The sequence below is a fragment of the Nocardia sp. NPDC057455 genome, assembly GCF_042802775.1.
In the GTDB taxonomy this organism is placed as follows: Bacteria; Actinomycetota; Actinomycetes; order Mycobacteriales; family Mycobacteriaceae; genus Nocardia.
In genome coordinates, this window is record NZ_JBHVDM010000082.1 from 1 (window position 1) to 14,112 (window position 14,112).

Below are 14,112 nucleotides of genomic sequence, written 5' to 3' on the forward strand. Positions count from 1 at the left end.
AGTGAGTCCGGGGAACAGCGCGACGACTCGCGCAGCGGCTTCCGCCCTGGCGGCGAGTCCGGTACGCGCGGCGGATTCGATCGTGGTGCTTCCCGAAGCGGGTTCCCCCGTCGCCGGGACGATTCCGGCGATCGAGGCGCTGCCCGCCGCGATGAGCCGGGCGAGCGTGGCGGGTTCAAGCGTCGTGGCGAGTCCGGTGAGCGCGGTGACGCGGGGCGACGCGATGCGTCCGGCTTCCAGCGTCGCGACGACGATCGTCGTGGCCAGGGACCGGATCGCGACGGACGGCGCGGCGGCGCGGATCGCGAGGATCGGGCACCGCACGCCGACTCGTCGCAGGATCGTCGCCGTGGCGGCGAAGGCACTCGTGTCGGTGGTGGGCGTTCCCTCGACCGTCGCCCGCCGCGACCAGAAGAACCGGATCTGCCGGACGAGGTGCAGGCGACCGATCTCGATCCCGCCGTGCGGCGAGACCTGCTCAGTCTGGACAAAGGGAACGCGGAAACCGTCGCCAGGCACTTGGTGATGGCGGTGCGCCTGCTCGACGACGATCCTGGCCTCGCTCTCGCCCATGCCAGGGCTGCGCGGCAGCGGGCCGGGCGGATCGCGGTCGTCCGCGAGACCGCCGGAGTCGTGGCCTACCACGCGGGCGAATGGGCGGAAGCCTTGTCGGAGCTGCGTACGGCACGCCGGATGTCCGGTGGATCCGGGTTGCTGGCTGTAATGGCCGACTGCGAGCGTGGCTTGGGCCGTCCCGAGCGCGCGATCGAGCTCGGCCGTAGCGACGAGGCGCGCGCCCTGCGGGGTGACGACGCCACCGAACTGCGGATGGTTGTCGCCGGCGCGCGAATGGACCTCGGCCAATACGACCAAGCCGTCGTGACCTTGCAGACCTCGGATCTCGAGCCGTCCAGGACCGGCTCCGCCGCGGCGCGCCTGTTCTACGCCTATGCCGACGCCCTTGTCGCCGCGGGCCGTACCGACGAGGGCCTCACCTGGTTCCTCAACGCCGCCTCGGCCGATCTCGACGGAGAGACGGACGCCGAAGAACGTGCCGCCGAACTCACGGGCGACAACGACTTCTGACCTCGGCGCCGATCGTGGTTGTTCGCGTCGCCACGGTGGCTTACCCGCGGGGACGGGCGATGCGTGTGCCCGCACGGATTCGGCTGTGCCCGCGGGCATGGGAGCAGGGCTGATCGGATCATCGGTAGCCGCGATCACTCGCCCGTGATCTGCGAACTTCCCTGCGGCGCTCGAGATCCGGTGCCACCCGAGTGGCTGACGCCACGTCTTTCCGGACCGCGCGCTGGCGTAGTGTCGGGTGTCTCGGACTTGCCGAGCGGATGGGCTGCCGGAGGGCCCGGCGGTGATGGGTCGGCGCGGCCGATCGGTGACACGGAGTGAGAGTGGTGTGAAGCGACTACGAGATCGCTACCGAGCCCTGCTGCTGGATCTGGACGGCACGCTGTATCGCGGGCACGAGGTGATCGAGGGGGCTCCGCAGGCACTGGCCGTGGAAGCACCCGTGGATCAGCGGCTGGTGTACGTCACGAACAATGCCAGCCGTGGGCCGCGGATCGTGGCCGCGCATCTGTCCGAACTCGGCTTCCCGGCGGCCGCCGACGATGTGGTGACCAGTGCCCAGGCGGCGGCGCGGTTGCTGGCCGAGCGGCTCGACCGTGGCGCGCCGGTCCTGGTCGTCGGCACCGACGACCTGGCCGCCGAGGTGGACGCGGTCGGGCTGCGACCGATCCGGCGCTACGACGGCGAAGCACCCGCCGCTGTGGTGCAAGGACATTCACCCCACACCGCGTGGCCCGACCTCGCCGAAGCCGCCTACGCCCTGCGTACGGACGCACTGTGGGTCGCGGCGAACACCGACCGGACGCTGCCGAACGAACGCGGCCTCGCGCCGGGCAACGGTGCGATGGTCGCCGCGCTGCGTGCCGCCTCCGATCGGGAGCCGATCGTGGCAGGCAAGCCGTATGCGCCGCTCATGGAGGACGCGCTCGTCCGGGCCGGTTCCCGTTCCGCGTTGGTGGTGGGCGACCGTCTCGACACCGATATCGAGGGGGCCAACCGGGTCGGCCTCGACTCGTTGCTGGTGCTCACCGGCGTCAGCACACTCGATGAACTGCGCAAAGCGCCGGACGGGCAGATTCCGACCTATGTCGCCGACTCGCTCGACGCCCTCAATCAGGTGGCCGTAGCCGCCGAGCCGGAAGCCGACCTCCGCGAGATGCTGCGGCGCAACCCCGGACGAGCTGTGACGATCCGCGCGTCCGATTCGGAAATCCGATAGCGTTGACGCCACGATGACTAGTCCTATACCTCGTCCGAACGGTTCCGGCACCGCCGGTGCGCAAGGTCTCCGCTCCGGGGCCCCGCTGCCCGGTCAGCACCTGCCGGGTGCGCAGGTCCGTCCGGAGCCTGCCGACCCGGATCGAATCCGCGGCGAGGTCGACAGCCTGCTCGCCGAACTCGACCGCCCCGGACGGGTCGCGCCCGCGTCCGACAGCGCCGAAGCCGGAGTCGACATCACCCGTCGCGCCCGAATCCTGGAGCAGGCACATGACGTGCTCGTACAGGCCTTGGCCACGGTGGACAAGATCTGAGGTGGCCAGACGCGCACGGGTGGACGCTGAACTGGTTCGCCGCGGGTTGGCGCGATCGCGAGAACACGCGGTCGAGCTGATCGGCGCGGGCCGCGTCCTGATAGCTGGAACGGTCGCGGTGAAGGCGGCGACCGCTGTAGAAGCGGGCACACCGCTGGTGATCCGTGCGGAGCCCGACGAGGTGTCCTGGGCCTCGCGCGGTGCGCACAAACTGCTCGGTGCGCTGGAGCGGTTCGAGCCGGACGGGCTGTCGGTGGCAGGCAAGCGCTGCCTGGACGCGGGCGCCTCGACCGGCGGGTTCACCGACGTTCTGTTGGCCAGGCAAGCACAGGAGGTCGTCGCGGTCGACGTCGGCTACGGTCAACTGGTGTGGCGCCTGCGCAACGACGAGCGGGTCCGGGTGTTCGACCGCACCAACGTGCGCAATCTGACGCCTGAAACCATCGGCGGCACGGTCGAAGTGGTGGTGGGCGACCTGTCCTTCATTTCACTGAGCCTGGTGCTGCCCGCGCTGGCGGCCTGCGCGGCGCCGGGCGCCGACCTGCTGCCCATGGTGAAACCACAGTTCGAGGTCGGCAAGGAACGGGTCGGCTCCGGCGGTGTGGTGCGTGATCCGGCGCTGCGGGCCGACGCGGTGCGCACGGTGGCGGCGGCTGCCGCCGAGCTGGGCATGCGCACCGCCGGCGTCGTGGCGAGCCCGCTGCCGGGTCCGTCCGGGAATGTCGAATACTTCTTGTGGCTGCGCAACGACGGGCCGTTCGATTACGACGGCGAGCAGGTCGCTGCGCTCGTCGAGCGTGCGGTTGAGGAGGGTCCACAGTGAACGCGCCGGCCCAACCTTGCGGCAGGGAGATCCTGCTGGTGTCCCACCCCGGCCGCGCGGAGATCATCGAGACCGCCCACCGGGTGGCGAAGATCTTCGCCGACGCGGGCATCTGTCTGCGCGTGCTCGCCGACGAGGCGGACAGCACACGCTTCGCGGCCGAGCCGGGCGGCTACCCGGTACGCGTGGTCGAGCACAGCCCGGAGGCGGCGGTCGGTTGCGAGATAGTGCTCGCGCTCGGTGGCGATGGAACGTTCTTGCGTGCCGCCGAACTCGCGCGCCCGGCTGGTGTGCCGGTGCTGGGGATCAATCTCGGCCGCATCGGCTTTCTCACCGAGGCCGAGGCCGAGCACTTGGACGAGGCGCTCGCCCAGGTGGTGCGACACGACTACACCATCGAGCATCGGATGACGATCGACGTCACCGTCCGGATCGACGACGAGGTCGTCGAGAGCGGCTGGGCGCTGAACGAGGCGAGTATCGAAAACGCCTCGCGCATGGGCGTTCTGGAAGTGGTGCTGGAGGTCGACGGCCGGCCGGTGTCGTCGTTCGGCTGTGACGGCATTCTCATCTCGACGCCGACCGGATCGACCGCCTACGCCTTTTCCGCTGGTGGTCCGGTGGTGTGGCCGGAACTCGAAGCCTTGCTGGTGATTCCGAGCAATGCCCATGCCCTGTTCGCGCGGCCGCTGGTGACCAGCCCGGATTCACGGATCGCGGTCGAGTCGGTGGCGACCGGACACGATGCGATAGTTTTCCTGGACGGCAGGCGCACGCTCGCACTGCCCAGCGGTGGCCGGGTCGAAGCGGTTCGCGGCGCTCGACCGGTGCGCTGGGTGCGGCTGGACTCCGCACCGTTCGCCGACCGGATGGTGCGCAAGTTCCAATTGCCCGTGACAGGCTGGCGTGGCCGACGGCGAACGGAGAGCACAAGTGCTGACAGAGATCAGGATTGACGGGCTTGGCGTCATTTCCACCGCGACCGCGCAGTTCCATGCGGGACTGACCTGCCTGACCGGCGAGACCGGCGCGGGCAAGACCATGGTGGTGACCAGCCTGCATCTGCTCAGCGGTGCGCGCGCGGACGCGGGCCGGGTCCGGCTCGGCGCGTCCCGCGCCGTGGTGGAGGGCCGGTTCACCATCGACGACGTCAACGACGCCGCCCGCGCCGAGGTCGCGCGGGTGCTGGAGGCGGCCGCGGCCGAGCAGGACGACGACGGCAGCGTCATCGCGATCCGCACGGTCGGCAGCGATGGGCGCTCGCGCGCGCATCTGGGTGGCCGCGGCGTCCCCGCCTCGGTGCTGGCCGATTTCACCGCGCCCGTGCTGACCGTGCACGGCCAGAACGATCAGCTGCGTTTGCAGCGCCCGGATCAGCAGTTGTCGGCGCTGGACCAGTTCGCGGGCGACACCGTGGGCCCTCTGCTGCGGAAATATCAGGTGCTGCGCCGATCGTGGCTCGACGCCCGTACCGAGCTGCTCGAACGTACCGCGCGCAGCAGGGAATTGGCCCTCGAGGCCGAGCGACTCGAGCACTCGTTGAAGGAAATAGACGCCGTCGCTCCCGAACCCGGCGAAGACGTGCGCATCGTCGAGGAGGTGCGCAGGCTGAGCGATCTGGATTCGCTGCGGGAGGCGGCGGCCACCGCGCACGACGCGCTGGCCGGGCCGGCCGAGGCACCCGAAGAGGGTTCGGGAGCCCTGGAAGCGCTCGGCGCCGCGCGCGCCCGCATCGAAGCCGCCGACGATCCGGCGCTGGTCGCGCTCGCGCCGCGCTTGGCCGACGCCATCGCCGTGGTGGTGGACGTGACCACCGAGCTGAGCGGATACCTGTCCGACCTGCCTTCCGATCCGGGAGCGCTGGATTCGCTGCTCACCCGGCAGGCCGAATTGAAAACGCTGACCCGCAAATACGCGGCCGACATCGATGGCGTGCTGGCCTGGGCGGAGGAGGCGCGCACCCGGATCGGCTCGCTCGACGTCTCCGAGGAGGCGCTGGGCAAGCTGGCCGCCGAAGTGGACACCGCCGCCGAACGGGTGCGGGAGGCGGCGAAGAAGCTGAGCGCCGCGCGGAGTAAGGCTGCGGGGAAGCTGGCGACCGCGGTGAGCGCCGAGCTGGGCGGCCTGGCGATGGGCAAGGCGCGTCTGGAGGTCGAGGTGCGGCCGTTGCTCGCCGGAGCGCAGGAATCGGCGCCGCTCACCGTCGACGGCCAGGAATTGCACGCCGGCGCCACGGGCATCGATGAGGCCGAGTTCCGGCTTGCGGCGCATTCGGGCGCGCAGTCGTTGCCGCTGAGCAAGAGCGCGTCCGGCGGTGAGCTGTCGCGCGTGATGCTGGCGCTGGAAGTGGTGCTCGCCGGTTCCGATCACGGCGCGACCATGGTGTTCGACGAGGTGGACGCGGGTGTCGGCGGCCGAGCCGCGGTGGAGATCGGTCGCAGGCTGGCCCGGCTGGCGCGCACCCACCAGGTCATCGTGGTGACGCATCTGCCGCAGGTCGCGGCGTTCGCCGACACCCACCTCGTGGTCGACAAATCCGACGACGGCAAGGGCGCCGTGAACAGTGGCGTCCGGGCTCTCACCAATGATGAGCGGGTGGTCGAGCTGGCGCGCATGCTGGCCGGCCTCGAGGACACCGAGACCGGCCGGGCGCACGCGGAGGAACTGCTGGCGACGGCGCGCGCGGAGAAAGCGGGCGCCGAGGTGGCCGCGCGGTGAGTGGGCCGGTCAGCGCACCGCCTTCTGCGCACCCTTGATGAACTGGCCGATCAAGTTCTTCAGACCGAACTCCAGGACCTTGGCGGGCACCGGCAGCGATGGATCCGATTCCATCGTGTAGGAGACCAGGGTGCCGTTGTCGGCGTCGGTGAAGGTGACGATGCCGACGTGCCGCTTCACCGGCGCGCCCTTGACGATCTTGTACTCCATCCGCTCACCGGGCACGAGCTTGGTGATCTCCTCGGTGACGCCGACCGGGCCGAGTCCGATCAGGTGCTGCGCGCCGACGCCCTCCCGCTCGGTCAGGCCGGGCTTGACCAGCTTGACCTGGACCGGGATGTAGGGGCTGATGCTCTCGCGGTCGGCGAAGAGCCGGTACACGACCTCGCGCGGGGCGGCGATGACGGCGTCGACAGTGGTGCTGGCCATGAAATCTCCTCTTCCAGTTACGTGTGACCGGCAGCATATAGCTACAGCGGGCGCGGCTCGGTGATCGTGTCGTCCGCATCACAATCGGTGGCAAGCCGCCCGCCCGGCGGCCGTCCGGGCCGGTGCCGCTGCGAGCGTCCAGCGCGGAGGTCGATGGCCGGTGGCGGCGGGCATCGCGGACGCGCCGTCTCGAACTACGGATGACATCCGTGAGAGGCCGTGGGAATGATGCGGCGCTCGATGTCGGCTTCGGCGAGGGTGTACGCGTACAACCGTGGTTCGGCCCGGCAAAGCGAGTCCAATCCAATGGATTTCGAACTGCTCCGTTGTGTCGTACCCAACTGATGTCCGCAATGTCCGATTTATCATCTACTATTGAAGTCAGTAGATGAACGGCGGATGAATTCCGCCGGACAGCGGGAAGCATCGGGGCAAAGGGGCCATCATGTGCAGCGTTCTTCCAGCAACGACCGGGACGGGCGAGGTGCGGCGTTCCGGTCCGGCGCCGGGGCGAAGTCGGAAATCGTCGAAGAAGGGCGCATTCGCGCTGATCGTCGCCGGTCTCGCCGCCGGGACTGTGGTCGCGGCGGGCGGGGCTGCCGCGGAGTCGTTGTCCGGTTCCGATCATTCCGGTCGCTCGGGTTCGCACGGCGACTCGACGGGATGGCACCGGATCGACCCGTTCGGATACCAGCACACCGACCCGAATCCGTTGCGGCAGAACGAGCATCAGCATGCGCTGCGCGAGTACCACCGGAAGGGTGAGCCGCGGCCCGGCGAGAGTGGTGCCGGAGGCGGCACGGATGAAAAGGCCTGGTCCCGCACGCAGCGTCCGGACGGCAGTGGCTGGACCGTGTGCCGCCCGCAGGCGAAGTGGTGCTGACCGATGATCGGAATGTACGAGGGCGGCTGTGCCGGTGCGCGAGTGCCGAAGCTTATGACGCTGCTGGTGTTCACAATCGTGGCCGCGGGCGGATTCGTATTCGGATCCGCTACGGCCGCGGCAACCGGAGGCGACGGGAGTGCGAACTGCCTGTGGGCGGGTTCTGTTCATGCGCAGGGTAAGTCGGTCACGGCCGGTGGTTGGGACTTCCGATGCGGCATCGATGAGCGGGGCGCGTCGTACTGGTTCCGCGGCGCGGCCGCGCATGGGGCGAGCGCGGTGCCTAATCCGGGTGCGACGCAAAGTCCCGTCGGCTGGTTCAGCGCGGGAGCCCGGCAGCCCGGAACGGCGTACAACGACTATTGCGTCGGCAACCAGCTCATCGAGGGAATCGAGGATGTTTACCAAGCGGTCGTCCATCACGACGGCACAATGTCGTGGAAGGCCGCCGCTCCGATCTCCCAGTGGCGATTCGACCCGGGCGAGACCAGTCACGGGCGGTCGTGGCGCTCGGCAAGTCTCTGCGATGACGGCAATCTGACCTGATCGATCGCAGTGGGTCCGACTGGTGTAACGAAGAATTTGCCGATTATCTAATTCTCGACGTTGTCCGCGTGTACGGAGATCGGCGGAGAATTTGCGATTGCATTGCTGACTCGGCCCATTCTGCCGTTTTCCCGGCCCTGCGCCTGCGTCAAGGTAGCACTACTCCTAGTGCATCCCGGCTCTAAGAGGGGGTTTGGCGGAGGCAGGTGCCGGGTTATGTATGAGTACCGACGAGCGAGGATGATTGCCAACGTATAGCTCTGAACGTGATGCGCTCGACGAGACGGCGCGCCTCCACCAATGGTTGAGAGTTTGCGGTCATCATCGCTTGCATGAGGATGCCGGCGCTGTTGTCGCGAAACACCGAAACGCTGCCTGGTCTGATCGGAACGGCCCGGGTGGATCGCAACACCCGACGGCTGCTCGGGCGGGTCGGTCCGGGCGACATCGTCGTCCTCGACGAGATGGACCTCGACCGGATGACCGCCGACCGGCTGGTCGAGGCGCGCGTCGGCGCGGTGATCAACACCTCGCCATCCATTTCCGGCCGCTACCCGAACCTCGGCCCCGAGGCGCTCGTGGCCCACGGGATAATGCTGCTCGACACGGTGAGCTCGGATGCGTTCAAGAAGATCAAGGACGGCGTCAAGGTCCGTATCGATGACGGTGTGGTCTACGCAGACAAGCTGATCAAGAAGGAGCCGGAGGTCCTCGTCGAGGGCATCGAGCTCACCGAGTCCGCCATCGCGGAGCGCATGCTCGAGGCGCGCAACGGCCTGGCCGATCACCTCGAGGCGTTCGCGGGCAACACCATCGAATTCATCCGCACCGAGAGCGCGCTGCTCATCGACGGGTTCGGCGTTCCGGAGCTGGATCTGGTGATGAAACACCGGCACGTGGTGGTGGTCGCCGACGGCCCGGAGCACGCCGAGGATCTGCAGCGGCTCAAGCCGTTCATCAAGGAGTACGCCCCGATCCTGATCGGCGTCGGCCGCGGCGCCGACACGCTGCGCAGGCGCGGATACCGGCCCGACGTCATCGTGGGCGACCCCGAGGAGATCACCACCGCCACCATGAAATGCGGCGCCGAGGTGATCCTGCCCGCCGACACCGACGGGCACGCCAAGGGGCTCGAACGCATCCAGGACCTCGGCATCGGCGCGACGACCTTCCCCTCCTCGGGTTCGGCCGCCGATCTGGCGCTGCTGCTGGCCGACCATCACGGCGCCGCGCTGATCGTCACCGCGGGAGCGCCCGCCTCGCTCGACGATTTCTTCGACCGGGGCCGCCGCGACAGCAATCCGGCCACCTTCCTCACCCGGCTCAAGGTCGGTACGAAGCTGATGGACGCCAAAGCCGTGGCCACCCTGTACCGCAACCGCGTGACCGGAGTCGCCGTCGCGCTGGTGGTGCTCGCCGCGCTGGTCGCGGTGATCGTCGTATTGCTGGCGTCCAACAGCGGCGGGGACGTCGTGGATTGGGGTGTGGACACCTGGAACCGCCTCGCGCGGTGGGCGCAGGGGCAAGCCGGATCTCGGGAATTCTGAGGAGAACGATGATTTCGATGCGCCAGCATGCCATCTCGATCGTCGCGATCTTTCTCGCGCTCGCGATCGGTGTGGTGCTCGGATCCCAGACGCTCGCGGCCGACCTGCTGTCGGCACTGCGGGCGGACAAGACCGACCTGCGCCAGCAGGTCGACATCCTGACCGAGCAGAACCGGCGGCTCGGCGAGCAGACGGTTGCCGCCGACCGGTTCATCGCCGGGTCCTCGGGTCGCATTCTCGGCGGCGCGCTCAGCGACCGCAGCGTCGTCGTGTTCACGACTCCGGACGCGGATCCGGGAGACGTCGAGGCGGTGACGAAGGAGCTCGAGGTCGCCGGCGCGGCCGTCACCGGCCGGATCGCGCTGACCGAGGCGTTCGTCGACGCCACCGAGGGCGATCGGATGCGCTCGGCCGTCACGAACGTCATCCCGGCCGGGGCGCAGCTGCGGACCGGCGCGGTGGACCAGGGCAGCATGGCCGGTGATCTGCTCGGCCTGGTCCTTCTGGTCGACCCGGCCAGCGGGCAAACCCGGAGCACTCCGGAGGAGCTCGGGCTGGTCTTGGAGACCCTGCGCGGCGGCGGCTTCCTCGCCTACGGCGACACGCCGGTGCGGCCCGCGCAGCTCGCGGTCGTGATCACCGGCAACGGCGTCGCTGCCGAAGAGGGCGGTGTCGGCGTCGATACCGCGCGTTTCGCGGGTGCCCTGCGCGGCCGCGGTGCGGGCGTGGTCCTCGCAGGCCGCGCGGGCGCCGCCGACGGGCAGGGGCCGATCGCCGTGGTCCGCACCGACGCCGCGCTCGCGGCCCAGGTGAGCACCGTCGACAATCTGGAGCGGGAATTAGGGCGGATCACGACCGTGCTCGCGCTCGGTGAGCAGCTCAACGGTGGCGCCGGACGCTATGGCACCGGCGCAAAAGCCACCGCCCTCACTCTGGCCGCGGTTCCGGGCTGACCGGACGGGAGGCCGCCGCCGGAGGTCCGGAGGATTGTCGAAGACCACCGGTGACCGTAACGCGATCCGGCTCACACTTCGGCTCCGAGTGCTCTGATCTCCGCTCCGGCGATCGTCGGGCAAACGCGCGTGGCATTCGAACGGACGGGCGGATTCATGTTACCGTGAAGACCCGTGGGTCAAACACGGATTCAGGCGCGAACGGCCACGAAGCACATCTTCGTCAGCGGTGGTGTCGCCTCCTCATTGGGTAAAGGTCTTACCGCCTCCAGCCTCGGTCAGCTGTTGACGGCGCGTGGGCTGCGCGTCACGATGCAGAAACTCGACCCGTATCTGAACGTCGATCCCGGCACGATGAACCCCTTCCAGCACGGCGAGGTGTTCGTGACGGAGGACGGCGCGGAAACCGACCTGGACGTCGGCCACTACGAGCGGTTCCTCGACCGGGATCTGTCCCGGGACGCGAATGTGACCACTGGGCAAATCTATTCGTCGGTCATCGCCAAGGAGCGCCGCGGCGAGTATCTCGGCGACACGGTGCAGGTGATCCCGCACATCACCGACGAGATCAAGAACCGGATCCTCGCCATGCGCGGCCCGGATCTGCAGGGCCAGACCCCGGACGTGGTGATCACCGAGATCGGCGGCACCGTCGGCGACATCGAGTCGCAGCCGTTCCTGGAGGCCGCCCGCCAGATCCGCCACGACGTCGGACGGGACAACGTCTTCTTCCTGCACGTATCGCTGGTGCCCTACCTCGCGCCCTCCGGTGAGCTGAAGACCAAGCCGACTCAGCACTCCGTGGCGGCGTTGCGCAATATCGGCATCCAGCCCGATGCGCTGATCCTGCGCTGTGATCGCGAGGTTCCACAGGCGCTGAAGAGCAAGATCGCGCTGATGTGCGACGTCGAGGTGGACGCCTGTATCTCCACGCCGGACGCGCCGTCGATCTACGACATCCCGCGGGTGCTGCACCGGGAAGGTCTGGACGCCTACGTGGTGCGCAGGCTGGGCCTGCCGTTCCGCGACGTGGACTGGACCGTGTGGGGCGACCTGCTCGACCGCGTGCACTCGCCGCGCGAGACGGTCGAGGTGGCGCTGGTCGGCAAGTACGTCGACCTGCCCGACGCCTATCTCTCGGTCACCGAGGCGCTGCGCGCGGGCGGTTTCGCCTCGCGCGCCAAGGTGAACATCCGCTGGGTGCCCTCCGACGAGTGCGAGACCCCCTCCGGCGCCCAGCACGCGCTGCGCGACGTGGACGCCGTCCTGATTCCCGGTGGCTTCGGCATCCGCGGCATCGAGGGCAAGGTCGGCGCGATCCACTACGCGCGCACCCGTGGTATCCCGCTGCTCGGCCTGTGTCTCGGGCTGCAGTGCGTCGTGATCGAGGCGGCGCGCACGGTGGGGCTGGCGGAGGCCAACTCGGCCGAATTCGAGCCGGACACCCCGCATCCGGTCATCTCGACCATGGCCGACCAGGAGCAGGCCGTGGCAGGTGAGGCCGACCTCGGCGGCACCATGCGGCTGGGCGCCTACCCGGCGACCTTGGCGAAGGGCTCGGTCGTCGCCCAGGCCTACGGCAGCGAGCAGGTCTCCGAGCGTCATCGCCACCGCTACGAGGTGAACAACGCCTACCGCGGCAAGATCGCCCAGAGCGGGTTGAAGTTCAGCGGCACCTCGCCGGACGGGCACCTGGTCGAGTTCGTGGAGCTGCCCGCCGACGTGCATCCGTTCTTCGTCGCCACGCAGGCGCACCCGGAGTTGAAGAGCCGTCCCACCCGCCCGCATCCGCTGTTCGCGGCGCTCATCTCGGCGGCGCTGAGATACAAAGCGGCCGAACGTCTCCCGGTGGACATCCCGGGTGAAGAACTGGCGGGTGCGGCGGAACAGGCGTAACGGTATGACAAACGGGGGCGCTGCCGAGCCGGGCAGCCACGACTTCGAGATCGTTTCCGGCAAGACCGTCTACAGCGGCGCGATCCTCGCGTTGCGGCTCGACCAGGTGCGCATGCCGGGCGGCCGGGTCGTCGAGCGCGAGGTGATCGAGCACCACGGTGCCGTCGCCGTGACCGCGATCGATGACGACGGCAACGTGGTGCTGATCAATCAATATCGCCACCCGATCGGCAGGCGGCTGCTCGAACTGCCCGCCGGCCTGCTCGACGTGCCCGGCGAGGATCCGCTGCTCGCGGCTCGCCGTGAGCTGGCCGAGGAAACCGGGCTGGCCGCCCGGGAATGGGCGGTGCTGGTGGACGTGGCGCTCTCGCCCGGGTTCACCGACGAGGCGCTGCGGGTCTACCTGGCGCGCGGTCTGTACGAAACCGAGCGTCCGGAGCCGGAATTCGAGGAGGCGGACCTGGAAGTGGTCCGTATGCCGGTCGAGGCCGCGGTCCGCGCGGCGCTGAGCGGGGAGATCGTCAACGCCACGGCGGTCGCGGGCGTGCTCGCGCTGGCGGCCGCGCGGGCGGGCGGCATCGAGTTGCGGCCGCCGGACGCACCCTGGGACGGTCAGCCGACGACCTTCCTCCGCCGCAAGGCGGAGAAGTCCGAAGACTGACCGGGGAAGTGCTCGGTCGCGAGCTCGACGCCTATCTCGACCACCTCGCCGTCGAGCGCGGCGTCGCGCCCAACACCTTGGGCGCCTACCGGCGTGACCTCGGTCGCTATCTGGATTTCCTGACCGGGCGCGGCATCGGCTCGCTCGACCGGGTCGCCGAATCCGACGTCGCGGAGTTCACCATGGCGCTGCGCTCGGGCGGTCACGGGCACCCGCCGCTGGCGGCGAGTTCGGTGGCTCGCGCGCTGATCGCGGTGCGCGGCTGGCATCGCTTCGCCGCCGCGGAGGGACTGACCGACACCGACGTGGCGCACGCGGTGAAGCCGCCCGCGCCGGGACGCAGGTTGCCCAAGGCGCTGCCCTACGACCAGGTACTGCGATTGCTGGAGGCGGCGGGCGGTAGCTCCGCAGACGCCGCGACGGGCGTCGACGGCGGACCTCGAGGCCTGCGCGACCGGGCGCTGCTGGAATTGCTGTATTCCACCGGCGCCCGGATCTCGGAAACGGTCGGGTTGGACGTCGATGATCTCGACCTGGAGGAACGGTCGGTCGTGCTACGCGGCAAAGGCGGCAAACAGCGCCTGGTGCCGATCGGACGGCCCGCGCTGGCCGCGGTGGACGCCTACCTGGTCCGGGGACGGCCTGTGCTGGCCGCGCGAGGAAAGGGCAACGCCGGGGCACTCTTCCTGAACGTCCGGGGCGCCCGGCTGTCCCGGCAGAGCGCCTGGCAGGTCCTGCACACCGCCGCCGAACGCGCGGGCATCGCGGCGGCGGTGTCGCCGCACACGCTGCGCCACTCCTTCGCCACCCATTTGCTCGACGGTGGCGCGGACGTCAGGGTGGTACAGGAACTGCTCGGTCACGCCTCGGTGACCACGACCCAGATCTACACACTGGTCACGGTCAACACCTTGCGTGAAGTCTGGGCCACCGCGCACCCCCGCGCCCGGTGAGGTCGTCTTCGCGAGTCCGGTTGTGCGCCGACGGATTCGACAGGCCGAGGGCGCTCATTTTTCGTCGACGGCGCCCTGAGCGCAG

14 protein-coding genes are annotated in these 14,112 nt (G+C 69.3%); 13 read left to right on the top strand and 1 reads right to left on the bottom strand.

Annotated elements, in window-relative coordinates; genetic code table 11:
- The 6 genes from ACFU5M_RS26385 to recN all read left to right on the top strand — a co-directional run.
- A partial coding sequence (locus ACFU5M_RS26385; protein ID WP_379053483.1) for a hypothetical protein occupies nucleotides 1-1,086 on the top strand: 1,086 nt, incomplete at its 5' end.
- Between the two features lie 328 nt (nucleotides 1,087-1,414).
- The gene (locus ACFU5M_RS26390; RefSeq protein WP_379053485.1) at nucleotides 1,415-2,305 is read left to right on the top strand and encodes an HAD-IIA family hydrolase; all 891 of its coding nucleotides are present in this window, start codon (nucleotides 1,415-1,417) and stop codon (nucleotides 2,303-2,305) included.
- Between the two features lie 13 nt (nucleotides 2,306-2,318).
- The gene (locus tag ACFU5M_RS26395; RefSeq protein ID WP_379053486.1) at nucleotides 2,319-2,618 is read left to right on the top strand and encodes a hypothetical protein; all 300 of its coding nucleotides are present in this window, start codon (nucleotides 2,319-2,321) and stop codon (nucleotides 2,616-2,618) included.
- Nucleotide 2,619: 1 nt separating this feature from the next.
- Nucleotides 2,620-3,441, top strand: coding sequence for a TlyA family RNA methyltransferase (locus ACFU5M_RS26400; protein ID WP_379053487.1), 822 nt, complete (start codon nucleotides 2,620-2,622; stop codon nucleotides 3,439-3,441).
- Nucleotides 3,438-4,397: an NAD kinase gene (locus ACFU5M_RS26405; protein ID WP_379053488.1), complete on the top strand. Its 960-nt coding sequence runs from the start codon at nucleotides 3,438-3,440 to the stop codon at nucleotides 4,395-4,397. The genes ACFU5M_RS26400 and ACFU5M_RS26405 overlap by 4 nt, the downstream gene beginning before the upstream one ends.
- Nucleotides 4,375-6,159: a DNA repair protein RecN gene (gene recN / locus ACFU5M_RS26410; protein WP_379053490.1), complete on the top strand. Its 1,785-nt coding sequence runs from the start codon at nucleotides 4,375-4,377 to the stop codon at nucleotides 6,157-6,159. Before ACFU5M_RS26405 ends, recN begins: the two co-directional genes overlap by 23 nt.
- Nucleotides 6,160-6,168: 9 nt before the next feature.
- On the opposite strand, the gene ACFU5M_RS26415 is transcribed toward recN, so the two are convergent.
- A complete protein-coding gene (locus tag ACFU5M_RS26415; protein WP_379053491.1) occupies nucleotides 6,169-6,588 on the bottom strand; it encodes an SRPBCC family protein in 420 nt (139 codons plus the stop codon).
- A 445-nt stretch (nucleotides 6,589-7,033) separates the two neighbouring features.
- On the opposite strand from ACFU5M_RS26415, the gene ACFU5M_RS26420 reads away from it, so the two are divergent.
- The 7 genes from ACFU5M_RS26420 to xerD all read left to right on the top strand — a co-directional run bounded on the left by ACFU5M_RS26420 (nucleotide 7,034) and on the right by xerD (nucleotide 14,027).
- Complete coding sequence (locus ACFU5M_RS26420; protein ID WP_379053493.1) at nucleotides 7,034-7,471, top strand: hypothetical protein; 438 nt, start codon at nucleotides 7,034-7,036, stop codon at nucleotides 7,469-7,471.
- Nucleotides 7,472-7,537: 66 nt separating this feature from the next.
- Nucleotides 7,538-8,017 carry a hypothetical protein gene (locus ACFU5M_RS26425; RefSeq protein ID WP_379053495.1) on the top strand — a complete coding sequence of 160 codons (480 nt, stop codon included), beginning with the start codon at nucleotides 7,538-7,540 and terminating at the stop codon, nucleotides 8,015-8,017.
- Between the two features lie 332 nt (nucleotides 8,018-8,349).
- Nucleotides 8,350-9,564 (top strand): putative cytokinetic ring protein SteA, encoded by a 1,215-nt coding sequence (gene steA, locus ACFU5M_RS26430; protein WP_379053497.1) that lies wholly within the window; start codon nucleotides 8,350-8,352, stop codon nucleotides 9,562-9,564.
- An 8-nt stretch (nucleotides 9,565-9,572) separates the two neighbouring features.
- Entirely contained in the window at nucleotides 9,573-10,517 is a 945-nt protein-coding gene (locus tag ACFU5M_RS26435; protein ID WP_379053498.1) for a copper transporter, read from the top strand.
- Nucleotides 10,518-10,691: 174 nt separating this feature from the next.
- Nucleotides 10,692-12,413 carry a CTP synthase gene (locus tag ACFU5M_RS26440; RefSeq protein ID WP_379053500.1) on the top strand — a complete coding sequence of 574 codons (1,722 nt, stop codon included), beginning with the start codon at nucleotides 10,692-10,694 and terminating at the stop codon, nucleotides 12,411-12,413.
- 4 nt (nucleotides 12,414-12,417) lie between these two features.
- Nucleotides 12,418-13,074, top strand: a complete 657-nt coding sequence (locus ACFU5M_RS26445; protein ID WP_379053502.1) for an NUDIX domain-containing protein — start codon at nucleotides 12,418-12,420, stop codon at nucleotides 13,072-13,074.
- Between the two features lie 8 nt (nucleotides 13,075-13,082).
- A complete protein-coding gene (gene xerD, locus ACFU5M_RS26450; RefSeq protein WP_379053504.1) occupies nucleotides 13,083-14,027 on the top strand; it encodes a site-specific tyrosine recombinase XerD in 945 nt (314 codons plus the stop codon).
- Nucleotides 14,028-14,112: the final 85 nt, after the last annotated feature.